This window comes from Bradyrhizobium sp. Ken64 (assembly GCF_055807555.1).
Genome location: NZ_JBVVPA010000009.1, coordinates 1 through 21,266, shown reverse-complemented (window position 1 = coordinate 21,266; position 21,266 = coordinate 1). Strand labels below are relative to the sequence as shown.

Here is a 21,266-nt window from a genome sequence, read left to right as displayed (position 1 = left end):
GACGCGCGGAGGCGGCTGGCGTCTCGTGCGCTCCGTCGGAGCGGGTACCGACCGGAGGCGGCATCTGCCTACCCTGGCGGCCTCGGCGGGTGACGAGCCGGCTTAGCCACGGAGCGGCGGTGAACAGGTCCCCCGGATCAATTGGGACTTTCCAAGCTCGGTAGCCGGCGCCACCAGCGGATCGTGCGACACTGACGATGAGTCGATGGAGCGCTTCGATGCTTGACGCCGTTTGGCGTGGGGGTCAGCCCGCTGCGGGAGACGCCTCGATCACCGCAAATCGTCCCGCCGCCGTCACCGACGTCACGTGAAATCCGGTCTCGCCAAGCAGGTCCCGATACTGTGCCTCGGTGCGTTCCCTGCCACCCGGCCCCCGCAGCATGTTCAGGTCGCTCAACGCATGGGATCGGTGCAGTTCATTGCAGTCGGGGATGGTCGGCATGATGCGCTCGACCAGCAGCAGCGTTCCGTTCGCTGGAAGCGCTTGCCGGCAATTCAGCAGAATCGCGCAGCTGCGCTCAGCGTCCCAGTCGTGGATCACGCTCTTCAGGATCACACCGTCGGCAATCGCCGGGATGGACGCGAAGAAATCGCCGGCCAGGAAATCCGCGCGATCGGCCAGGCCGAGCTGCGCAAGATGCGCCGTTGCGGTTTCGGCGCAGCGAGCAAGATCGTACACGGTGCCGCGCATCCGTGGGTAGCGTCCGAGAATGGCGCCGATCAGCTCGGCCGATCCGCCGCCGACATCCAGGAGATGCGAAAACCGGTTGAAATCGTAGGCCGCCAGCACGTCAGCCGCGACCAGACGCGTCAGGCTGGCCATCGCGGCGTTGAAGACGCCGACATTTTCGGGCACGCGCGCCATTAGATCGAAACTGTCGTCCAAGCCTTGTATTTGCGCAGCGGTCTTGCCGGACATAACGGTCTCGAGCAGGCCGTTCCACGACTTCGAAAGCATTTGCCCCTCGAAGATCGCCCAGGCTTTGCAGGACGACTGAGCGGCACCGGCCAGGGTCGCGCCGGTTTCGGTCAGGGCATACCGGTCGCCGCCGCCCGGCCGGCAGATGCCGATGGTGCGCAACGCCGTGAGCAGACGCGCCAATGCTGCCCGGTTCGCACCGGTCGCGTCAGCCAAATCGTCGAGCGATCTAGGTCCATCGCATAGTCGATCTGCGATTCCGAGCTGGGCCGCGACGTAGATCACGGCGGTGATCCGATGCGACTGGATCAGGTCGAGAAGTGCGAGTGCTTCCGGCGACGACATCGTTGGTTCCTCCTGCGTCATCTCGCGTCGCGGATATCGACCCACCGACTTATTTCGGCGAGCCAGCTCCGCTGCCGCTCGATTCCGGCCCGCAATTCGTTTGCGGTTCCGGCAAGCACGTTGTGCCCGCCGGCTTCGAGCTTGCGACGAACCTCGCTGTCCGCGCAGATGGCGGCAACGTCGGCCGCGATCCGGGCCTTCACCGCCTCCGGCATGTTGCGGCCGCCGTAGATTCCGGCGAAACCATCGATCTCGAGTTCGGGGTAGCCAAGCTCGCGCACGGTTTTCACCTCAGGCAATACGGCGGCTCTGCTCGGATTGATAACCGCCAGGAAGCGCGCCTTGCCGGTTTGCACGGGAGATTGGGATGCCGTCAACGAGGTGACCAGCAGTTGGATTCTGTCCTCTCCCAGATCGGCTTGCGGCTGAGCTGCGTCGCGATAGCTCACGTGGTTCATCGAGAGCGAGCGACGCTTGAGGAAGCCGGCAAAGACGTATCGCGGCAGCGTTGGAGCTGAAGCCCAGGCATATTTGCCGGGCTGCGCCTTGAGCGCATCGATCAGTTCGGCGATGGTACCGACGCCAATGCCGTTGCTGACCGTGAGCGTGAGAACGATCGATGTGGTGGAGGCGATCGGCTGCAGATCGCGATCCACATCGTAAGGAAGCTTGTCGATCAGCAGCGGCGCGACCGTCACCGAACCGATTACGGTATAGAGCAAGGTGTGGTCGTCCTGCGCCGAAACGAACGCGCCGACCCCGATAGCCCCTTCGGCGCCGGTTCGATCTTCGACGATCACCGGTTTGCCCCACCGTTTGGAAAACGCGTCCGCGAAGATGCGTGCTGCCGCGTCGTTGGCGCTGCCTGGAGGGAACGTCACCACGATCTTCACGGCCCGTTCGGGCCATTCGGCCATAGCCGCCCTTGGCAGGACGGGCGTCAGGCTGCAAAGCAGCAACGTCAACAAGATCCAGCGCCGAGGTCGCATGACATTCTCCTCAAGGCTTCGGATCTGAGCCGGACCGCTTTCGCGGCTTGCGCCGCCCGTTGCCGGAGCGGGCATAACTCCCATTGGCGACGACGACCCGAGCAAGCATATCGAGCAGAGCGACGCGCTCGGCCTTGTTCAGCGGACTCAGCAGCCGATCCTGCGCCTCGAGCATCGCGGGACGCAAGCGCAGGCGCAGTTCGGTTCCCCGTCGAGTGATGAAGAGTTGGCGGCCGCGGCGATCGGCCGGATCGGCCTGGCGCTTGACCAGGCCTCCTTGTTCGAGCACGTCGATCGTCTGCCCGAGCGTGACGACATCGATGCCGAGTCGTCTTGCGATGTACGCCTGAGCGCTTCCCGGCTCCTCCAGGACAGCTGCGAGGACGCTCCACTGCATCGGCGAGACTTCTTCGCCCTCGAGGATCTCGGCGGTCACACCAAGGCAAATCTGATGAAACCGCCGTGCCAGATGGGCAGGCACTCGAAACGAGGGAAGCACCGGCAACAGCTCGGCTGGTTTGCGGGGGTCCTTGGACATACCGGCCCTACTCGTTAGAATTCTGATCATAAGAATATTTAGCACTGCGTCAAGAAGAGTTCGTAGCCACGAGGGCGCTTGCAACGAACTCCCGGCAAATCTATTTCTGAAAAGGAGTAGCTGCTGAAACGCGCGTGCTCGATAGTTCCACCTTATAAGCACAAGCGAACCAAAACTTGGATCCGGGCCCCGGCGCGCCCGAACCGCTTCGGCAGCCTTTGGTCGAGGAAGTTCCGGCCCAGATAGTCGCTGCGCCGCAGATTCCTCCGCTGCGGCAGGCCGCTGACCGTGCCAAGCGGCGGCGCGAACGCCGCGAACGGCGGCGCGAGGGCGCGAACGCTCGAGGGCGAACGCCTCCTGAGGCGAGATCGAGGGCGAGAAAGAAGCTCGAGACAAGGTTCGGCGACTTAGATTCGCGCGGACTATCGATGAGTCCCGCGCGAGGCCTACCTAACCGACGGCGGCTAACCACTAAGCCGGCCTGAAATGACAGATGGGCCGCCAACACCTGATTGATTGAGAAGGCGCTCAATGTCCTTTACGATTCGCCTAGGTTAGAAAGCGCGAAGGCGGCAAGCAAGCCGACAACAACAAGCACGCCGGCCAGCTTCTGTTCGCCTTCGACAGCTTCCGGCACCATGGTGTTCACCACCATCGTGAGAAGAGCGCCGGCAGCTACGGCACTCACGATGGCAACGACCTGAGGGGCAGCAACCGCCTAGGAAAGCTGCTCCCAAGGAGGCGGCAAGTCCCGAGAGGACGGTGATAGCGGTCCAAAGGCCGAAGATGTAGGGCGCGGAACGGCCAGCAGCGCGCATGCCGAGGGCGCTCGAAAGGCCTTCCGGGAAATTGGACAGAAAGATAGCGGCGAGCATCGCGATGCTGATGCCCTTTCCGCTCAACAGCCCCAGACCCAGAACAACGCTTTCCGGAATACCGTCGAGAAGTGAGCCGACGGCAATCGCCAGGCCTCCGCCTTCGCTGGCGTTGACCTGCTGCCCCCCTGACCGCTTGCGGGAGCGCGCTCCCTCTCGGGAGACCGCCCAATCGGCAAGAGCATACGCGGCAGAGCCTCCGATCGCACCCGCAACGATGGGCCAGATGCCGCCTTCCTGGTATCCGTCCTCCAGAAGGTCATAGGCCACGGCCGAAATCAGCACGCCGCAGCCGAAAGACATGATTCCTGCAGTAACGTAGCGAGGCATCCTGAAGACGAATGCGAACGCTGCTCCCAGGAGCAACGATGAGGCCCCAAGCAGCCCCCAAAGACCCGCAGTAAGCCAGATGGGCATGGGAGCTACCGCTACTTTTCGGGGCGCAGCGAGGGCGAGGTCTGGCGAGGTGTTTTTTCCTCTTTTCTATGGCCCTTCTTCGGAAAGCTGACGGAATGGCGCTTCAGAGCGGACGTCAGTGCTCTCGCTACCTCGCGGGCGATCTTGCCTGCGCCCATTGCGCGTGCGCCATTTGGCAATGCTCACTCCTCCTCTTGCCTAACGACCCCATGCCGCGACACCCGCATGGTTTAGCCGTTCCGATGGGCCGCTTACACTTTCGTTGAGAATGGTGGTGTGCGGCTGTGACTATCCCCCGCTCGCAAAGCCCGGGAAAAGCATCATGCCGCCGTCGATGAACAAGGTTGTGCCAACTACGTAGTCGGCCGCATCTGAAACCAGCCAGGCGACCGCTTGCGCTACATCGTTTGGTTCACCGATGCGCCGATAGGGGACCAGAGTCATCAGGCTGTCGTAGGCCTCCTTGGTTTCCCAGGCGGGGCGGTTGATTGGTGTACGGATGGCTCCAGGCGCGACGCCATTGACCCGGATCGCGAGCGGACCAACTTCCTGCGCCAAGCTTCGCATCATTTGCATGATGCCGCCTTTCGAGGCCGCATAGTTCGCATGACCCGCCCAAGGGATCTCCTGATGGACGGAGCTCATGCAGACGAGTTTGCCCGCTGCCGCTGAGACATTCCTCACTACACCTCGTCTCTTGAACTCGCGGATCGCTTCTCTGGCGCAGAGAAATTGGCCGGTGAGATTGACGCCGATGACCTTGTTCCACTGTTCGAGCGTCATGTCGTGAAACGGCGCATCCCGCTGCAATCCAGCATTGTTCACAACGATGTGCAGCGTTCCAAAATGACCTATAGCGCTGGAGAACATCGACTGGACGTCCTGCTCATTGCTGACGTCGGCCTTGATCGTGATCGCCTTCCGGCCAAGTGCCTCGATTTGATGGGCCACGTCGTCTGCCGCTTCTGGGTCAACTACGTAATTGACGATCACGTCAGCGCCAGAGGCTGCGAGTCCAAGGGCCACTGCGCGCCCGATTCCCGAGTTTGCCCCCGTCACTAGCGCAGGCTGTCCTTCCAGCACGACGGGAAGGCGAACGGGCCCTAGAGGTCGCTCCTTCGGACTGACCGAGGCAGCAGGATCGATCGGCCTCTCTGTCATACGTGTCTCCTCGTGGTGCCCTTACTTTCCTGCCCCTTGCTGGGGAGCGCTTTCGTGCTACCCCGATGCTCCGATGGCTTTTGGCGGTGGGTGAGATTGTGAGCCGTGTTCACCAGGGCGATGTGAGAAAAGGCCTGGGGGAAGTTGCCCACCAACCGACTTCGCCCGGTGTCGTACTCTTCCGACAGCAGACCGACGTCATTGCGCAGAGCAAGAAGACGCTCGAACAATGCCTTGGCGTCAGCATCGCGGCCGATCAGGTGATAGGCATCGGCCAACCAGAAGCTGCAGGCCAGAAACATCCCTTCGCCAGGCGGCAGGCCATCCTTGGTCGCCTTCGTATCGTATCGCTGCACAAATCCGTCCTTGAGCAACTCGCGTTCGATAGCTTCAATGGTCGAGATCACTCGGGGATCTTCGGGCGGCAAGAAGCCTACCGCCGGGATCAGCAGCAGGGATGCATCGAGTTGGGACTCACCGTAGACCTGAACGAAGGTCTTTCGCTGTTCATCGTAGCCGCGTTGGCAGACATCTTCCTGAATGGCGGCGCGCTGCGCTTTCCAATCGTCCACGGGACCATGCATGCCGAACTCGTCGGCCGATTTGATGGCTCGATCGAAAGCGACCCAAGCCATGATCTTCGAATAAGTGAAGTGTTTGGCGCCGCCTCGCACTTCCCAAATACCTTCATCCGGCTCCGTCCAAATTCCCTTGAGGTGATCGAGGAGGGCACATTGAATGGCCCAGGCTCGCTTGTTCTCGGCCAGACCGCCTCGGCGGGCCTGGTATAAGGCGTCCATCAACTCGCCATAGACATCAAGCTGAAGCTGGGTGTGCGCCGCGTTCCCGATACGCACCGGGTTTGAGTTTTCGTATCCCGACAGCCAGGGCACCTCCCACTCGGTCAGCCTGCGCTCGCCCGTGACGGCGTACATGATCTGCAACTGCTTCGGGCTTCCCGCCACGGCGCGGATGAGCCAGTCTCGCCAGGCGCGCGCCTCGTCGTAGTAGCCGGCCCCCATGAGAGCCAACAGGGTCAGCGTGGCGTCCCGCACCCAGCAGAAGCGATAATCCCAGTTGCGAGAGCCACCAATTTGCTCCGGAAGCGAGGTCGTGGCGGCAGCGACAATGCCGCCGCTGGGTCCGAACGTCAGGGCCTTGAGAGTTATGAGAGATCTCAGAACCTGGTCCGAATATGGCCCGGCCGCTTCACAGCGGCTGGACCAATCGCGCCAGAAACGTTCTGTACGATCCAGGAGAAGCCACGGATCGTCAGGGGAGGCTGGATCTTCATACGATGTCTGGTAGGAGAGAACAAAGGCAGCGCGTTGGCCCGGTTCGACGGAGAACGCGCCGACTGTCTTCATCGAGTGGCCGTGCAGCGGCACCCCGGTCCTCAGCACCAGCATGGACGCTCCCGCGACCAAGCTGACTGCACCATCCTCCAGGCGGCTCACCCAGGGTACACTGACCCCATAGTCGAACCGTGCGACCAGCTCGGTTCGCATATCGACCGATCCTTCGATGCCCTCAACGATCCTGACGACGTTCGACACGCCCGTCTTGCGGGGCATGAAGTCGATGAGACGTGCACGGCCCGTCTCCGTCGCGAAGACGGTCTCCAGGATCAGCGTGCCTGGTCGGTAGCGACGCTCGGTCGTATATCCTTCGACCGGGCGAAGGCTCCAATATCCGTTCTTCTCCTCCCCCAGTAGCCGCCCGAAACAGCTATCGGAATCAAACCGCGGGAAGCAGAGCCAATCGATTGAGCCATCGCACCCGACCAAGGCGCCGGTCTCGCAATCGCCGATAAGCGCGTAATCTTCGATCCGGGCCATCAGGACACCCTCGATTGGTCAATGGAAGCCGCGGCATCCAGTTCCGACGTCAGTCAGTTCTGAGTATGTACTTTCGTTTAGATTGGCAACGAACGCGCGCCGTATCGCCCGCTCCGTTGGTCCTAGCACCCCAAGCACACCGCATTTGAATGGAGGGCCTGTTTCCTCCGACGACAGCTGCGGTTTCAGGCCGCGATCGCGGCTCGCGGACCGCACCCACATGAAGTCGCCTTGACCCAACAAGTAACTGCTTACATTTGCAACGGATGCGGCGGCGGGTATAGGGTCACTCGATCGAGGTACCATGACGGCATTCACGGTCCACTCTTCAAAGAATGGGAAGACGGTCCAGACCGTTCGGTTGAGCCCCGCCACAACCGTCGCGAAGGCGCTCGCTCTCCAGAGCGAAGGCTGGCAGGTGCATATTACGGATTCCCGTGGAAGGCGATTTGATCCCGCCGATTTCGACCAGGTGCTCGGCGCACGGATCGCCCCGGCTCCGGACCCAGTCTAGCTTCAAGGCGCACGCTCGGCTCCGCCGCACCGTGCCCCAACAAACGGGCCATCAAAGGTCCTCCCGCAGACCCTTGAAGAAGGGGTGCCGAACTTTTCCCTCCGCCGACTTGGCCCGGTACTCGATTTCGGCGAGCAGCTTCGGCTCGACCCAGACGCCCTTGTGCGCGATGCGCTTAGAGTATGGCTGGGTCTTCCGGACGAGTGGCTTCAACCTCTTCCCTTCTGCAAGTCAGCGGCGCTCGTCCTGTCGAAGCCATGGTCGACCTTTCCCGCGTAGACCAGGTCGGTACCCTTGCGGAGCGCGAAGCCTGCGATCGTGAGGGTCTCCCGCTGCGCGCAGGTCTTTTTGACCCAGTTGTTGCCGCGGCCACTTGCGTACACGCTGTCGCGGACCTTGGAGACCACGCCCTCCAAGCCGACCTTGCAGGCGTGCGCGAATATATCCTGGCCCTCGATCTCGAAGCTCTCGCTGAACTGGACGTCGGTGCCCGAGATGATCTTCTTGAGCTCCGCTTTCCGCCGGAGGAGCGGCAGCTTCCGCAGGTCGCGACCGTTCAGGTAGAGAAGATCGAAGGCGACCAGGACGATGCGCTTCGAACTGCCCTTGAGCTCGTTCTGCAGGACCGAGAAGTCGGTAGTGCGGTCGGCCGCCGGCACGGCGACCTCACCATCCAAGATCGCCGAGCCGCACTTGATGTGCCAAGCGTCCTGAGCAACCTTCTTGAAGCGGTCGGTCCAGTCGTGGCCCCGCCGGGTGAAGACCTCGACCGCCTGGTTGTGCAGATGAACCTGCACCCGATAGCCGTCGAACTTGATTTCGTGAATCCATCGGATCCGGACGGCACCCTATCGATCGAGGATGCCAGGGCCGGCTCCACGAAATTCGGGAACGGAGCCTCGACGGCGATATCGGCCGGCTTCTTACGCGCAAACGCCACGGACAGAACTCCACGCAACAAACGTGATTCAAGGTGACACATGCGGAATCGTTCCGGAACTAGTGAATCCTGGTAACGTTGCTCCGACATCATTCAACGAGGAGCCGACCATGGCAAAGGCAGCGAAGAAGACCACGCGGGGACGCAAGCAGGACCGGGCCCGTGTTGCCGGCGGGCAGAAGTATGAAGTCGCCTACGAAGCGAAGAAGACCGGCCGCTCGGCCGCCGTGGTCAAGAAGGCCGTGAAGAAGGTCGGCAACTCCCGCAAGATGGTCGAGAAGCGCCTCGGCCGTTGAGGGCCGCGTTGCCTGACCCATTTCCATCGAGAAGGAGTCCTTGCGCTCGGTCGGAAGCCGCCGACTTACTTCTCACACAGCAGTTTGCCGGTCTTCGGATTCAGGAAATGCAACCGGCCGCATGCCGGGCACTGAACCCCAACGTAGGCGTGGTCGGGGCCCGGTTCCGAGGCGTCATCATCCCAATGCTGAACGGGCTTTCGGGTGACCGGGCAGGTGAAGACCAGACCGCTCATGTCGACTCTTCGGATTGGTGGCCCGCGAACGCTTATAGGTTTCGCGAGGCATAAGGCAGATCAACAGCGACGTCACTGGACTTCTCCGCCTGCGTCCTCATTCGATAAGGATTGGTGCGGCCATATCGATCCGCTCGCCCGGCTTCAAATCGATTCCGAGGGACAGCAACCACCTGCCTTCGGTCGCGGCCGTGGTCCGGACCTTCCAGGTGTCGGAGCTCACCCGCTCCGCGGTGGCGGCCAAGGGCGGGACGTTCTTCTCCGGGTTAGACAACGTCACCGACAGCGCATCGACGGAAAGCGGCTTCTCGTCGCCATCCTCCAGTTTCACGAGTATCTCGACTGGTCCGTGGCGTCCTGGCGTGATGGTGACGTCCGCCATCACCTGCGTCCCGCAGAGATGCGTGAAGAACGGCTCGCCCGCCGGGGCGGCTTTGATCGCAGGCACCGCGACCGCTGTCGGGACGATCGATGCGATCTGCAGCCTGGGGCCCTTCGCGCCGACGGGCCCCACCTCGAAGTCAACGTCCATCCGTCCGGCGCGCTCGAACCGCAGAGCGAGCGGAATGCGCTGCCCCTCCTCGAACGGAGCGGCGAGGCCCACGAACATGATGTGATCTCCGCCTGGGGCCAACGTTACCGTCTGATCCGGAGGGATCGGCAGGCCATCTTCGATGGGCCGCATGGTCATGATGCCGTCCTGCATCGACATGCGATGGATTTCGACCTTGGCAGCCGCCGCGCTCGACGCCGACAGCAGTCTGTCGGGGGCCGCTCCGCGATTTTCGAATCGGCGTCTCGCGCGGCACCACGCAGGACACGACCCTGTCCAACATGAAGGACAAGGACCTCAAGATCTCCCGTTACGATGACGACGCCACCATGGTCACGGCGGCTGTGTCCGGTCAGGTCGACTGCGTCGCCTCGTCCGCGACCATCATCAACCAGATCGGCGTGAAGAACCCCTCGCGCGTGTTCGAGTCCCGGATTCCGCTGGCGACCTTCGACCTCGCCATCGGACTGAAGAAGGGTGAGCCGCGCCTGATGGACAAGCTCAACACCTGGATCACCGAGAACGTCAAGAACGCGATCTACAAGAAATTCCACGGCGTCGAGCTGCCGCCGGATATGCGTAGCTAAGACCGGAAACAATCGTGGCAGCCGCGCGCGGCTGCCACGCTCATGCAAAATCAAGAAGGGCATCACATGCGTCTCGTCATCGGATCCGACCACGCCGGCTGGCCGCTCAAGCAAACCGTCATCGACCACATCCGCAGCCTCGGGCATGACGTCGTCGACGTCGGCTCCTATGACGACAAGCCGGTGGATTTCCCCGACATCGCCCGCGCCGTGGCTCAGAAGGTGACCACGGGCGAAGCCACGCGTGGCATCATGGTCTGCGGCACCGGCCTCGGCGCCTCGATCGCCGCCAACAAGATGAAGGGCATTCGCGCCGCGGTCTGCCACGACATCCATTCAGCCCATCAGAGCGTTGAGCATGACGACGTCAACGTCATGTGCATCGGCGCGCAGATCGTCGGCGCGTGGCTTGCCGTCGATCTCGTCTCGTCCTATCTCTCGGCCGAGTTCTCCACCGACGAGGATTTCCGCCGCCGCGTGGAGAAGCTGCGAGTCTTGGACGAGCAAGGCTGACGGTTTCTCCGCCATGATCCTAGTGTTCGGATCGCTTAACATCGATCTGGTCGCCCATGTCCCGGTCATTCCGGGCCCCGGCCGCACCGTGCTCGCGCCCTCCTATCGGACCCATTTCGGCGGCAAGGGCGCCAATCAGGCCGTGGCTGCCGCGCGCATTGCCGGGTCGGGACGCGTCCGAATGGCGGGCCGTATCGGACGCGACGGATTCGGCGACAGAGCGGTAGAGAATCTCCGAGCAAACGGCGTCGACACGGATCTCGTCGTCAGATCGGACCAGCCGACCGGCTGTGCCTTCATCACGGTCGATCAGACCGGTGAAAATGCAATCACGGTGGCAAGCGGCGCCAACATGACCGCGAGCGCCGATGACCTCCCCCATCGCGCTATTCGGCCGTGACACAATCCTGGTGCTTCAAATGGAAGTGCCTTTCGCAGAAGCGCTGGCGGCCGCACGCAAGACGAAATCCGTTTCCGGTACTGTCATCTGGAATCTCGCACCCGTGCCGGAGTTGATGACCCGCGAGATGGTGGTCGAGCTTCTCTCGGTGACCGATTATCTCCTCGTCAACGAGCATGAGGCTCTGGATGCAGCCAGGGCCATCGGCTTCGCCCCGTCGCCGGATTACGACGCCGCAGCCGCCGAACTTGCCAGGGCCGGTGACCTCAACTGCATCGTAACCGCTGGCGCGCTAGGCGCACTCGCCTTCACCGCCGATGGCAAGCGTCTCCGCGCGCCTGCTCCCTGCATCACCCCCATCGACACAACCGGGGCCGGCGATGCCTTCGTCGGCGCCTTCGCGTCTATGGTAAGTGAGATAGTGCCGTTGCAAAAGTCTTTGGAAATTGGATGCGAGGCTGCCGCATTAAATTGCCTTAAAGAGGGCGCGCAGGACGGAATGCCGGTCAGAGGTGCGGTAAAGTCGATCGCCTGACCATCAGAGATCGTTCACGCACGATGGCTGGCAGCAGGATTCTTGGCTTGCGGGGGATCGCCTTCGCCGACGAGAGCACCTGTCGTTTGAAGCCGTTCTGAACAAGGGGCCGTTGAGAACACACGGCGTCCAGATTTCGGTCAGCTCGATATCGCCATGGGTCCGAGCTAGATGATCGTCCCGACGGCATTCGTTCGCGGTCCAGACCAGCAGATGTTCTCGCCCAGCCCCCGCCGCACTCTCGGAGCCAGCTTCAATCAGGGACGAGAATAGCTCGGATGGGATCAGGTGGATTTGGTGCAGATTGAGGAGGGAGGCTGGCGACGGCTCGATAGCGTTGCCGGACGAACGCGCCGGCTTGGACGTTGCCTTTGACGCGATCTGATCCGGCGACGGCTTGCTGATGTGGTGGTCGAGATCGTGGCTACAGCCAATCCTTTCGCTAGGCCAACAGATCCTGTGTCGACGGCATCAGGCGGCCCGGGCGAGCAATCACCGCTCCCGAGCGGAATGGCGAAGGACTCCGAAACAAGCCCACGAGCAGGGCCTTAAGCTAGGGGTAGTGGGACGCCCGTCAGCCGCCCTTGGTCGACACGAACCCTTTCTCGGCGAGTGGTGGTAAGCGCTTGACCGAGGAAAAGCCGCGCCCTCGACGAGCGCGGCTTGTTGCTGTCGGGGCCTGTCACCAGCGGTGATGGTGCCAGCGGTGCCGCACGACCGGATATGATCCGCGGTAATAGGCGTAAGCAGGCCGCACGGCTCGGCGGTACCGGTAGCCGTAAGACACGGGCGCCGTGTAGTAGGTCGTGGTGGCGTAACCACCACCCCAGCGATAGGGCTCGTCGTAGCCGTAGTCGTAGGCGTAGGGTCCGCTGTAATAGCCCGCTCCATAATAGCGCGGGCCACCGTAGTAGCCGTAGCCAGGTCCCCATCCATAAGCCGACGAGGCAAGTCCACCGATTACGGCGCCGGCCAACAGACCGCCGGCGATGCCCGGTCCCCAGCCACCTCGCCAGTGGGCTTCGGCAGGAGAGGTGGTGGCCACCGAGGACAGACCAAGAGCGCCGACCATCAGCGCCGACATCGCGATCTTCTTCATCGAGATTCCTTTCACATTGCTCGCGCCCTACCGATAACGGGAAAAAGAGGCAATGGTTGCAGCTGCCCGGGCGGCGCGGGCAATGGAATCCTCGCCGCCGGAGACGGCGCGCGATGCGCCAGTACGGAGCCCGCCGCCGTGACCGCGACGGCCGCCCCGCTTGCATCCAGAAGGTCCGGCCGAAGCCAACGCCTGCAGCTCGGTCGGACCGCGCGAAAGAGCCGAGCAAAGGCTCCTTCTCGAGCGGCTAAGCCAGCGGGAATAACCGGAAACTTTCCGGAGTGCCTTGAGTTGGGAGCGACTGGGTTCGGTCTCCGGAGGGAGTGAGTATGGTCGACGAAGTCGTCTTGAAGAACGCCATGGAGACCGCCTGGACGGTGTACCGGGCGCAGCACCCCGAGGTCGATCCGCACGACAGCCGGCGCTGCCTGCTGGAGCGCCACCTCCACAGCAGGTCGGAAGCGCGAGAGAGCGATACCGAAGAACTCGCTGGCTTCGGGATAGCCTATCTGCAGCGGCTTCCTCGAGACGAATGTTGACGGCCATGAAGACGCTTGCAGCGCGAGTGGCCCGCGGAAGCACGAGGCCTGATTGGACGCTGCTCGCGATTTCGGCCCTCATTTCCGCGACGATCGTGACTGTCCTGCGGTTCGTGTTCGGAGCCTAGCCGATGCGGATTGCGCAGCTTGCTCCGTTGGCCGAGAGCGTACCTCCAAAGCTTTACGGCGGCACTGAGCGTGTGATCGCCTGGCTCGTGGACGAACTGGTCGAACTCGGACACGACGTCACCCTGTTCGCCAGCGGGGATTCCAAGACGAAGGGAAAGCTCCACGGCGTGTGGCCGCGCGCGCTGCGCCTGGGGCGGAAGGGTGCCGATCCGAATGCCGCCTGCGCGCTTCTGATCGAGGCCATCGCCGAGCGCGCAGGCGACTTCGACGTGATCCACTCCCACATCGACTGGTTGCCCCTTCCGGTGCTGAGCCGAACCGGCGTGCCTTTTCTGACCACGATGCACGGCAGGCTAGACCTTCCTTGTCTGCCCGAGGTAATCGGCATCTTTGCAGACGCTCCATTCGTCTCCATTTCCGCCGACCAGCGTCGGCCACTTCCGGAGGCGAACTGGATCGCGACGATCCAGCACGGACTGCCGAAGGATCTGTTTCGGCCGTCCTACGAACCGGGTTCCTACCTGGCCTTTCTGGGGAGGCTGACGGCTGACAAGGGACCGGAGGACGCCATACGCATCGCGCGCGCGGCGCGAATGCCGCTGCGAATTGCCGCCAAGATTCCTCGGTCGGAGACGGCGTACTTCAAGAACAAGCTCGAGCCGAACATCGATGGCCAGACGGTTCAACTCGTCGGCGAGGTCGACGACGCGAAGAAGCAGCCTTTCCTCGCAGACGCAGCGGGCCTGCTATTTCCGATCGATTGGCCCGAGCCGTTCGGTCTGGTGATGATCGAGGCGATGGCGTGCGGGACGCCCGTGATCGCTTATCGATCAGGGTCGGTGCCTGAAGTTGTGGAGGACGGCGTCACCGGCTTCATCGTCGACGGTCAGGAGCAGGCGATCAGGGCGGTGAAAGAACTGGGCCGACTGGACAGACGAGTGGTCCGCGCCCCGTTCGAAGAGCGCTTCGCCGCAAGCCGGATGGCGCATGAATACGAGACCCGATATCGCAACCTGATCGCTCGTGGAGGACGCTGCGGGTGAGAGATCCGCGGCTGGCTTGTGGCACTGGCGTGAATGGAATCCTTGGCCATGCCGTTTTCGAATCAGGAGCAAGTTGAATTCTAGAGTTGATGTCGGCATCCGAACGGGCGTGGCTTGGACGTACTCTGCGATCGCTCTCAATACGTGCTCTCGGGAGCTCCCGCGCAAAGCATGCCTCGGTTTGCTGCCAATGTATGTCGGTTCCTGACGCGGAACTTTCGCCCCGAAACAACATTGTGGTTGGTGGCAAAGGCTGAGTCATGAAAAACGAACCATCCCGGATCTCAAAATTCTTCGGTGATTTGGCTAACAAGACCTCGCTTGCGGCTGGGCGCGCCTCGACCTTCCTGTTAGCTGCGGGTGTGGTGGTCGTGTGGGGCATAAGCGGCCCGCTCTTCCAGTTCTCGGACACTTGGCAGTTGGTCATTAATACTGGGACCACAATCGTAACTTTCCTTATGGTATTTCTGATTCAGAACTCGCAAAACCGTGACAGCGCCGCCATTCAGGTAAAGCTGGACGAACTCATTCGCGTGAGTGCGGCGCGCAATAGTCTCGTGGGAATTGAGCACCTCACAGACGATGAGATTGAGGAGCTTCGCTCAAAATGTGAAGCGCGTGCCAAGGCCGAAAAAGCCGGAGATGAGACACTCGACCGGACCCGACAGTCAGCGCGGCGAGCCGCCGAGCAGATCGCCAGCTGACGATGTCAACGCCGACATCATCGAAAAGACCGGTAGAAAATATCGACGCCATCCTGCGGCTTGAAAAGCAGGATGAGGAAAAGATCGCTCTTCATCATCGTGTTTTTCATGCAATCGGATCGTTTGCGGGCACTCCGCAGTTCGTGGTGCTGCAGTGCGGGGCGCTGGTGTGTTGGATTGCCTTCGGCCGGGTATTCCCCGATCGCGCGCTTGATCCATTCCCGTTCCCGCTGCTCGGGACATTCCTCGCGCTGGAGGCGGTACTTCTCACCTCCTGTGTCCTCATTCGCCAAAATGCGACCGACCGCATTTTGGAGAAGCGAGATCGTCTAGAACTTCAGATTAATCTGCTCTCTGAACGGGAGGCGACGCGGTCTTTGAGAATATTGCAGAAGCTTGCCAGGCGGCTGAATGTCGATGACGAGGATTGCCAACAAGACGAATTGGCGCAGGAGACGTCTGTTGATCAACTTGCCCGAGGCTTGCGCGAGCGCGAGCAGGCTGAAAAGGCTCAATGAGATGTCCGCCCGGAGGACGACATGGGGGGCGCTCTGATGCCACCTGCGCCATCGTGTTCATCTGCACGAGCTCTTCCTGAGCAGAGTCCGTGCGATGCGCACGGGGCTAGAATTTGAGCGTCGTCCTGAGGCCGAATACCGACGCATTTTTGAGGGCCTTGCCGGCGAATGGCGTCGCCTGCCCGGTGGCGCCGCCGCCCGGGTGGATGATGTATTGGAAGTTTGGCTGCAACGACCAGCCCTCCTTGATCTGGTATTGGTAGACCGTCGTCAGCAACCCCTCGAAGTTTCGCGAGGGCCAGTTGGGATTCACCAGCATGCGGTAGTCGGCGTCGAGCGCCTGCGCCCGTTTGGACAGATGGGCATAGCCCGCGGCGATCCCGAACTTGTCATCGGGCCGGCCATCACGAAGCCCAATGAACTCGACGCCGGCATCAGCGTAGAGATCGATCAGGTTGCGATCAGCGGGCGCGCCGGCGGCCCTTGCGAACACACCGATCCCGCGATTGTCGCTGTGAGGCACGCGGTAGATCTGTTGCTCGAAGACCGCCCAACCACCGATGTCTCCTGCGAGCAATAGCGGCTCGCCGCTGCTACCGGGAGCGGCGAGCGAGCTGCCGTTCGACGCGAGCTGTTGATCCGCGAAAGAGCCAAAGTGCCGCCAGCCGCCGAACTTGATCTGGCCGGTCAGGTTGGGATCGCCCTTCTTGTTGTTCCAGGCGTACTGGATCTGACCCAGTAACAACGGCGGATCGTTGACGCGGAAATTCACGCCGTAGCGATTGCGCTCCTGCGGGTCGCCCGATCCGGGGCCGGCTTGGTCGCCGTCGAAGATCCCGCCCAGAACGGAAAGCTGGTCGGTCACGTTGACCAGTAGCCTTGCGCCCATAGCCGCCAAAGGTGGCGAAGGTCCGCCGCTGGGAAGATCAAGCGACGTGATCGCGGGCCAACCCATTGAGGCGTTGGTGAACACGTCTGTATATCTGGTGTTGAAGAATTCGCTGTCGGCGGCAAGCTGACCCACCTTCAGCGAGAGCCTCTTCGCGCCCCACTGCTTTTCGAAATACGCTTCGTAGAGGCGCGTTGCGGGCAGAGCCTCGATTCCGCTGACGACGAAGAAGTTCTGAAGATTGCTCCGGGACAGGCCGTCGCCATGGATCTGGAACATGTTGGCGTGAAAAGTGAGCTTGTCGATGCCGACGAGCTTCTGCAGATCGACATCCACCGCGAGGTTGAGGCGGCCTTCGTAGATTGCGCCCTGTTTCAGGCCGCCGGAAGCGTTACCAAACGCCTCGCCTATGTAAGTGGCCGCGAACTTCACGCCGTACTTCTGCAGCGGATTGGGCAGAATGCCGAGCGTCTTTTCCTCCACGGTGCTCTCACCCGTGTCCGGATCGGCCGGCTTGTCGTCGTCGGTCTTCTTATCCTCCTGGGCCGCGGCGCCGGCTGCCAGGAGCATGACTACCGACATCGAAAGAACGACCTGCCTATAGGCTCGGTGGGGTCTCGACACGCGACTTCCTGATCTCGAAGATAGCCTTACGAATTGCCTGATCTTGCAAGGCAAGTCCACCGTGGAGGCAATTTCCAAAAGGTCGGTCAGACCAGCTGGCCTATCGCAATCATTTTTGAATCGCGGCACGCGAAATGTTGGCTATGATAGGTTTTCCCTTCTGGGGGCATTCATGTTCGATCCGTCAACTAGTGCGCTCTTGCGCGCGGTCTTAAACGAAGTTTCCGAGAGCGTTTCGCACCGCGAGATCGGAGCGCGTACCCATGTCGCCTCAAAGATACTGGAGGCTGCTACCAAAGGTGAGGTATCACTAGACGAACTCAGGCAGGTAGGCCGTGATGCCCTTTCGCGTGCACCCACGATGTGGCGCTGATCGGTCGAGGCGGGCGTGAATTTCCAGGTCACGGTGCTGAAGATCCTGGTGAGCTATCCGGACGGCTTCGCCGTCATGGAAGACCTCAAGCGCGACATGGCCATCCTGGCGACCAGTGGCCGCGAGTGGGCGAATCGGACCAAGCGCCTCGCCGCGCGGGTACCCGATCTCGATATCTTTTCTCAAGGCTTAGTCGAACGCATCAGCGGGGGCTGGAAGATTACGGCAAAGGGTCGGGCAGTGCTTGAATTCATGGAAGCCCGCCCGGAGGCATCCGAGCCGGCCCAACAGGCCGCAGCCGATGAGGCTCCCAAATTGGTATCCGACACAGCGCCCGTTCCTCCGCTGCGACAGCCCGCCGACCGTGCCAAGCGGCGGCGCGAACGCCGTGAACGTCGTCGGGAGGCGCGCGAACACGCGAGAGCAAACACCTCTTGAGGTAGATCGAAGTCCAAGAAGAAGCCGCAGCCTAGGCGCGGCTGCTGAAATAGTCCCAAACTGTCCATTACGCCTCCCCAGCCAAGCGCACCGCCCTTACGTTGCTTGCGGCCAGGCCGATGCGACCTAAGAACGGTTTTGCTTCGGGTATCGGGACGGGGACTTGTGCACGGGTCCATCTACCCAGCCGGCAGAGCCGCGAATGGCAAGGACGGAAGCGGAACCGAACGGTAAACGACCGTCCCGCCGGCCCGCACCACGCCCAGCATCCCGGCTTTGAATGGAAGGCCCCTTTTTGCCGACGAGAGCCCCAGCCGAGGTGTGCCTGGAGACATCGAGGAGGACGCAGGCGTCCGGAGACCGGGTAGGCCCGGCTAGGCGGGCTCCGTCAGAGAATCGAGACGTTTCCGGAGAAATGCCAGCACCACGATCTCGTCGGAAGTGAGCTTGGCGTACTGGCGCTTGAACTTCTGCGCGATCTTGGTCTCAATCATCTTCACGAGGTCACCTGACAGGTAGGCGTTCAGGACTTCCGGGTGCACGTAGCACTTGCGGCAGATGGCCGGTGTGTTGCCGAGCTGCTTCGAGACGCTTTCGATCGCGGTGACGACGTTGCGCTTCGCCTCGGCCTGGCTGTCGTACTTCTTGAATTCGGCAAGCGCCAACGCCGCCAGAACGGTTCCCGCCCAAGTCCGAAAATCCTTGGCGCTGAAGTCCTCGCCCGTGATGTCCTTGATGTAGGCGTTGACGTCGCCGGAATCGACGGTGCGGGGCTGTCCGTCGTCGTCCAGGTACTTGAAGAGCTCATGTCCCGGGATCTCCGCGCAGCGCTTCACGATCGCGGCTATCCGCTTGTCCTCGACGCGAAGCTTCCATTGTTTGCCCGACTTGCCCGTGAAGTCGAAACGAAGGACGCCGCGCCCGACCGCGACGTGCTTGCGGCGCATGGTGGTGAGCCCGTAGGACTTGTTTTTCTCAGCGTACTCGGCGTTGCCGACCCGGATCAACGTCTTTTCCAGAAGACTAACGATCGTGGCCAGCACCTTCTCGCGGGGCAGTCCGTCCCGCTTCATGTCGGCAGCGACCCGTTCCCGCAGCGCGGGCAGCGCGGCAGCGAACAGGACGATATGCTCATACTTGTTCTGGTCTCGGAGCTCGCGCCACTTCGGATGGTAGCGATACTGCTTGCGACCCCGCGCATCGAGCCCGGTTGCCTGGATGTGGCCGTTCGACGACGGGCAGATCCACACGGACTCGTAGGCCGGCGGGATGCCGATTGATTTGATGCGTCGGATGACGGCGGCATCGGTGATGCGCTTGCCGTCCTTGTCGTAGTAGCTGAAAGTGGTTCCAGTCCGCTTGCGCGTGTACCCCGGCGCGGAGTCGCTGACGTAGCGGAGGCCTTCTTCCGCGATGGTGGCCGCGACCTCGGCGGTGCGGTCCAGAACCTCTTCTTCGTTGCTGGCTTGGCGGAGCATGGGCCGGCCCCCTCGGAAGCCCGGGAATCGAGGCTCCACTCTTTCTCAAGGGATGAAGACACCGGTTGGTTCCGCTCTGAGGTCGAACGCGAGGTCTGGATCAGTGGCCCTCCAGAATAGCGAGACCTCAGATGGCGAGCCGGTCCGGTTCCTTTCGACAAGGCGCTGCGCAGTCGATGACGGCATGGTCTAGCTTCAGACAATCGCCACAAATTTCACCGACACGCTTCCCACAGTCAGTCTTCACGAAGGCCACTATGCCCCAGTATTCGCTCGATGCGTTGCGCCGGCGCTATGTCATCGAGAAAAGACCGCTCGAGGCCGGCGTCGAGCAGATCTTGCGGGCCGACACCCGCGCGGGAGCCCGTGCAATCCTGGCTTCAATCGACAAGCGGCGCTCCGAAAATAGGTCGGAAGGGCAGCGCCTCCGCAAGATGCTCCGCTTCGAGACCTCTCTCTGGGAAAGCGGCCATCATGCGGTGGCAGGCGTGGACGAGGCGGGAATGAGCCCTCTCGCCGGGCCAGTTTCCGCTGCCGCCGTGATCCTGAAGCCCGGGACGCGGATAGTTGGAATCGACGACTCGAAAAAACTCGACGCCGCCGCTCGCGAAGAACTCGCGAAGGAAATCAAGGAAAAGGCAGAGAGTTGGTGTGTAGCATTCGTCGAGGTCGAGGAGATCGACGAAATCAACATCTATTGGGCAGGCATCCAGGCGATGCAACGTGCGGTCCGGGGGCTCGGGTTGGCACCGCAGCACTTGCTGATCGACGCGAAGCGGTTGAGGGAAATCGACATCCCTCAGCAGCCCATCATTAAAGGTGACGCCAAGTCCGCCAGCATTGCGGCCGCCTCCATCCTCGCGAAAGTCGAGCGCGATACGGTCATGCGGACACTCGAGGTGCGTCACCCCGGCTACGGCTTCGCGGATCACAAGGGCTACCCGGTGCCGGCTCATTATGAGGCGCTCGCCAGGCTTGGTGCATGCGCAGCTCACCGGAGGTCGTTTGGACCTGTACGCAAAGCCCTCGGATTGCCGCCCCTGCCGCCGTGGCCTTCGGCATCCGAGCGCGCCGCCAGCTGAACTCCAGGTCGTACTCTGCGTCTGGGGAGCATTATTTTCGCGACCACTTCTTTTCGCGAACGACGTCCTTGGCATTTTTGTCGGACCTCAGGCCGAGATAGACCGGCTGGCGCAGCTCGCCCTTGCTGGTCCACTCTGCGAATTTCACTTCCGCAACCAAGGAAGGACGCACCCAGGTCGTAAACCGCTCGTTTTTCACCTTGCCAGGGAAGGGCGACTTGGCTGTCTTCAGCCTCACGAGCTTGCGGTGAAGCTCTTCGAGAACTTGGTGGCTGAAGCCGGTGCCGACGTGGCCAATGTACCGCCATGCATCGCCGTCGCGTACCGCCAGCACGAGGGCGCCGAAGAAGGGCCGGGTTCGCCTCGGCGCGGTGAAGCCGGCGATCACTACCTCCTGACGCTGCGCGGTCTTCACCTTCAGCCAATCGGCGGTCCGGCGTCCGGACGCGTACGGGCTGTCGACGCGCTTGGCCATGATGCCTTCGAGATGTCTCAGCTCGGCTTGTGCAAAGAACTTTGTGCCGCTGCCCTTGCGGTGGTTGCTGAACGCGACGAGCTTGTGGCGCGGCAGGAGGGCCTTGAGCCGCTTCTTGCGCTCGAGAAGCGGCAGCGCGCGCAGGTCCTCGCCGGCTGCGAACATGAGGTCGAACGCGCAGTACAAAAGCTTGGCCTCGTGACGCAGGGCGTTTTGAAG

At 62.0% G+C, this 21,266-nt stretch carries 23 protein-coding genes and 2 pseudogenes; 12 read left to right on the top strand and 13 right to left on the bottom strand.

Going from position 1 to position 21,266, the window contains the following annotated elements; all coding sequences use genetic code 11:
- Positions 1-244: 244 nt before the first annotated feature.
- The 7 genes and pseudogenes from AC0L2F_RS16915 to ligD form a co-directional block, all read right to left on the bottom strand.
- Entirely contained in the window at positions 245-1,264 is a 1,020-nt protein-coding gene (locus tag AC0L2F_RS16915) for a methyltransferase (protein WP_473249117.1), read from the bottom strand.
- A gap of 17 nt (positions 1,265-1,281) precedes the next feature.
- Positions 1,282-2,253 (bottom strand): Bug family tripartite tricarboxylate transporter substrate binding protein, encoded by a 972-nt coding sequence (locus tag AC0L2F_RS16910; protein ID WP_473249116.1) that lies wholly within the window; start codon positions 2,251-2,253, stop codon positions 1,282-1,284.
- A gap of 10 nt (positions 2,254-2,263) precedes the next feature.
- The gene (locus AC0L2F_RS16905; protein ID WP_473249115.1) at positions 2,264-2,791 is read right to left on the bottom strand and encodes a MarR family winged helix-turn-helix transcriptional regulator; all 528 of its coding nucleotides are present in this window, start codon (positions 2,789-2,791) and stop codon (positions 2,264-2,266) included.
- Positions 2,792-3,329: 538 nt separating this feature from the next.
- Positions 3,330-3,479, bottom strand: coding sequence for a hypothetical protein (locus AC0L2F_RS16900; RefSeq protein ID WP_473249114.1), 150 nt, complete (start codon positions 3,477-3,479; stop codon positions 3,330-3,332).
- A gap of 892 nt (positions 3,480-4,371) precedes the next feature.
- Positions 4,372-5,166, bottom strand: coding sequence for an SDR family oxidoreductase (locus AC0L2F_RS16895; RefSeq protein WP_473249278.1), 795 nt, complete (start codon positions 5,164-5,166; stop codon positions 4,372-4,374).
- Positions 5,167-5,240: 74 nt separating this feature from the next.
- Positions 5,241-7,085 carry a glycoside hydrolase family 15 protein gene (locus AC0L2F_RS16890; RefSeq protein WP_473249277.1) on the bottom strand — a complete coding sequence of 615 codons (1,845 nt, stop codon included), beginning with the start codon at positions 7,083-7,085 and terminating at the stop codon, positions 5,241-5,243.
- 562 nt (positions 7,086-7,647) lie between these two features.
- Positions 7,648-8,536, bottom strand: a pseudogene (gene ligD, locus AC0L2F_RS16885) (non-homologous end-joining DNA ligase).
- A 110-nt stretch (positions 8,537-8,646) separates the two neighbouring features.
- Here ligD and AC0L2F_RS16880 point away from each other — a divergent pair.
- Positions 8,647-8,832: a DUF3606 domain-containing protein gene (locus AC0L2F_RS16880; RefSeq protein ID WP_473249113.1), complete on the top strand. Its 186-nt coding sequence runs from the start codon at positions 8,647-8,649 to the stop codon at positions 8,830-8,832.
- Between the two features lie 65 nt (positions 8,833-8,897).
- Here AC0L2F_RS16880 and AC0L2F_RS16875 read toward each other — a convergent pair whose 3' ends face one another.
- The gene (locus tag AC0L2F_RS16875; RefSeq protein ID WP_473249112.1) at positions 8,898-9,068 is read right to left on the bottom strand and encodes a hypothetical protein; all 171 of its coding nucleotides are present in this window, start codon (positions 9,066-9,068) and stop codon (positions 8,898-8,900) included.
- Positions 9,069-9,165: 97 nt separating this feature from the next.
- On the bottom strand, positions 9,166-9,825 hold the full coding sequence (locus AC0L2F_RS16870) for a copper chaperone PCu(A)C (protein WP_473249276.1): 660 nt from the start codon (positions 9,823-9,825) through the stop codon (positions 9,166-9,168).
- Positions 9,826-9,842: 17 nt separating this feature from the next.
- Between AC0L2F_RS16870 and AC0L2F_RS16865 the strand changes: the two are divergent.
- The 4 genes and pseudogenes from AC0L2F_RS16865 to AC0L2F_RS16850 all read left to right on the top strand — a co-directional run.
- Positions 9,843-10,208 (top strand): annotated as a pseudogene (locus AC0L2F_RS16865) (type 2 periplasmic-binding domain-containing protein); the annotation flags it as partial.
- A 66-nt stretch (positions 10,209-10,274) separates the two neighbouring features.
- The gene (gene rpiB / locus AC0L2F_RS16860) at positions 10,275-10,721 is read left to right on the top strand and encodes a ribose 5-phosphate isomerase B (protein WP_473249111.1); all 447 of its coding nucleotides are present in this window, start codon (positions 10,275-10,277) and stop codon (positions 10,719-10,721) included.
- A gap of 13 nt (positions 10,722-10,734) precedes the next feature.
- Positions 10,735-11,121: a PfkB family carbohydrate kinase gene (locus AC0L2F_RS16855; RefSeq protein WP_473249110.1), complete on the top strand. Its 387-nt coding sequence runs from the start codon at positions 10,735-10,737 to the stop codon at positions 11,119-11,121.
- Positions 11,090-11,656: a PfkB family carbohydrate kinase gene (locus AC0L2F_RS16850; protein WP_473249109.1), complete on the top strand. Its 567-nt coding sequence runs from the start codon at positions 11,090-11,092 to the stop codon at positions 11,654-11,656. Before AC0L2F_RS16855 ends, AC0L2F_RS16850 begins: the two co-directional genes overlap by 32 nt.
- Before the next feature lie 682 nt (positions 11,657-12,338).
- On the opposite strand, the gene AC0L2F_RS16845 is transcribed toward AC0L2F_RS16850, so the two are convergent.
- Positions 12,339-12,755: a hypothetical protein gene (locus AC0L2F_RS16845; protein WP_473249108.1), complete on the bottom strand. Its 417-nt coding sequence runs from the start codon at positions 12,753-12,755 to the stop codon at positions 12,339-12,341.
- A 329-nt stretch (positions 12,756-13,084) separates the two neighbouring features.
- Here AC0L2F_RS16845 and AC0L2F_RS16840 point away from each other — a divergent pair, with 329 nt between their 5' ends.
- The 4 genes from AC0L2F_RS16840 (at position 13,085) to AC0L2F_RS16825 (ending at position 15,688) form a co-directional block, all read left to right on the top strand.
- Positions 13,085-13,294, top strand: a complete 210-nt coding sequence (locus tag AC0L2F_RS16840) for a hypothetical protein (protein WP_204512971.1) — start codon at positions 13,085-13,087, stop codon at positions 13,292-13,294.
- A 131-nt stretch (positions 13,295-13,425) separates the two neighbouring features.
- Positions 13,426-14,466 carry a glycosyltransferase family 4 protein gene (locus AC0L2F_RS16835; RefSeq protein WP_473249107.1) on the top strand — a complete coding sequence of 347 codons (1,041 nt, stop codon included), beginning with the start codon at positions 13,426-13,428 and terminating at the stop codon, positions 14,464-14,466.
- 260 nt (positions 14,467-14,726) lie between these two features.
- Positions 14,727-15,170 (top strand): low affinity iron permease family protein, encoded by a 444-nt coding sequence (locus tag AC0L2F_RS16830; RefSeq protein WP_456766533.1) that lies wholly within the window; start codon positions 14,727-14,729, stop codon positions 15,168-15,170.
- A 2-nt stretch (positions 15,171-15,172) separates the two neighbouring features.
- Entirely contained in the window at positions 15,173-15,688 is a 516-nt protein-coding gene (locus AC0L2F_RS16825; RefSeq protein ID WP_473249106.1) for a DUF1003 domain-containing protein, read from the top strand.
- A 106-nt stretch (positions 15,689-15,794) separates the two neighbouring features.
- Here AC0L2F_RS16825 and AC0L2F_RS16820 read toward each other — a convergent pair whose 3' ends face one another.
- Positions 15,795-17,147: a carbohydrate porin gene (locus AC0L2F_RS16820; RefSeq protein WP_473249105.1), complete on the bottom strand. Its 1,353-nt coding sequence runs from the start codon at positions 17,145-17,147 to the stop codon at positions 15,795-15,797.
- A gap of 226 nt (positions 17,148-17,373) precedes the next feature.
- On the opposite strand from AC0L2F_RS16820, the gene AC0L2F_RS16815 reads away from it, so the two are divergent.
- Positions 17,374-17,574 (top strand): hypothetical protein, encoded by a 201-nt coding sequence (locus AC0L2F_RS16815; protein WP_473249104.1) that lies wholly within the window; start codon positions 17,374-17,376, stop codon positions 17,572-17,574.
- Between the two features lie 15 nt (positions 17,575-17,589).
- The gene (locus AC0L2F_RS16810) at positions 17,590-18,012 is read left to right on the top strand and encodes a hypothetical protein (RefSeq protein WP_473249103.1); all 423 of its coding nucleotides are present in this window, start codon (positions 17,590-17,592) and stop codon (positions 18,010-18,012) included.
- A 374-nt stretch (positions 18,013-18,386) separates the two neighbouring features.
- Here the strand turns inward: AC0L2F_RS16810 and AC0L2F_RS16805 are convergent, their stop codons facing one another.
- Positions 18,387-19,490: a DNA topoisomerase IB gene (locus AC0L2F_RS16805; protein ID WP_473249102.1), complete on the bottom strand. Its 1,104-nt coding sequence runs from the start codon at positions 19,488-19,490 to the stop codon at positions 18,387-18,389.
- Positions 19,491-19,747: 257 nt separating this feature from the next.
- Between AC0L2F_RS16805 and AC0L2F_RS16800 the strand changes: the two genes are divergently transcribed.
- Positions 19,748-20,572, top strand: coding sequence for a ribonuclease HII (locus tag AC0L2F_RS16800; RefSeq protein ID WP_473249101.1), 825 nt, complete (start codon positions 19,748-19,750; stop codon positions 20,570-20,572).
- Positions 20,573-20,603: 31 nt separating this feature from the next.
- Here AC0L2F_RS16800 and AC0L2F_RS16795 read toward each other — a convergent pair.
- Positions 20,604-21,266, bottom strand: a 663-nt coding sequence (locus tag AC0L2F_RS16795) for an ATP dependent DNA ligase (RefSeq protein ID WP_473249100.1), incomplete at its 5' end; no start/stop codon positions are given.

Coding starts and splice junctions, on each gene's coding strand:
- AC0L2F_RS16915 (WP_473249117.1), bottom strand. CDS start 1,264: ATGTCGTCGCCGGAAGCACTCGCACTTCTCGACCTGATCCAGTCGCAT.
- AC0L2F_RS16835 (WP_473249107.1), top strand. CDS start 13,426: ATGCGGATTGCGCAGCTTGCTCCGTTGGCCGAGAGCGTACCTCCAAAG.
- AC0L2F_RS16905 (WP_473249115.1), bottom strand. CDS start 2,791: ATGTCCAAGGACCCCCGCAAACCAGCCGAGCTGTTGCCGGTGCTTCCC.
- AC0L2F_RS16805 (WP_473249102.1), bottom strand. CDS start 19,490: ATGCTCCGCCAAGCCAGCAACGAAGAAGAGGTTCTGGACCGCACCGCC.
- AC0L2F_RS16815 (WP_473249104.1), top strand. CDS start 17,374: ATGTTCGATCCGTCAACTAGTGCGCTCTTGCGCGCGGTCTTAAACGAA.
- rpiB (WP_473249111.1), top strand. CDS start 10,275: ATGCGTCTCGTCATCGGATCCGACCACGCCGGCTGGCCGCTCAAGCAA.
- AC0L2F_RS16825 (WP_473249106.1), top strand. CDS start 15,173: ATGTCAACGCCGACATCATCGAAAAGACCGGTAGAAAATATCGACGCC.
- AC0L2F_RS16845 (WP_473249108.1), bottom strand. CDS start 12,755: ATGAAGAAGATCGCGATGTCGGCGCTGATGGTCGGCGCTCTTGGTCTG.
- AC0L2F_RS16820 (WP_473249105.1), bottom strand. CDS start 17,147: ATGCTCCTGGCAGCCGGCGCCGCGGCCCAGGAGGATAAGAAGACCGAC.
- AC0L2F_RS16800 (WP_473249101.1), top strand. CDS start 19,748: ATGCCCCAGTATTCGCTCGATGCGTTGCGCCGGCGCTATGTCATCGAG.
- AC0L2F_RS16910 (WP_473249116.1), bottom strand. CDS start 2,253: ATGCGACCTCGGCGCTGGATCTTGTTGACGTTGCTGCTTTGCAGCCTG.
- AC0L2F_RS16875 (WP_473249112.1), bottom strand. CDS start 9,068: ATGAGCGGTCTGGTCTTCACCTGCCCGGTCACCCGAAAGCCCGTTCAG.
- AC0L2F_RS16880 (WP_473249113.1), top strand. CDS start 8,647: ATGGCAAAGGCAGCGAAGAAGACCACGCGGGGACGCAAGCAGGACCGG.
- AC0L2F_RS16855 (WP_473249110.1), top strand. CDS start 10,735: ATGATCCTAGTGTTCGGATCGCTTAACATCGATCTGGTCGCCCATGTC.
- AC0L2F_RS16850 (WP_473249109.1), top strand. CDS start 11,090: ATGACCTCCCCCATCGCGCTATTCGGCCGTGACACAATCCTGGTGCTT.
- AC0L2F_RS16840 (WP_204512971.1), top strand. CDS start 13,085: ATGGTCGACGAAGTCGTCTTGAAGAACGCCATGGAGACCGCCTGGACG.
- AC0L2F_RS16830 (WP_456766533.1), top strand. CDS start 14,727: ATGAAAAACGAACCATCCCGGATCTCAAAATTCTTCGGTGATTTGGCT.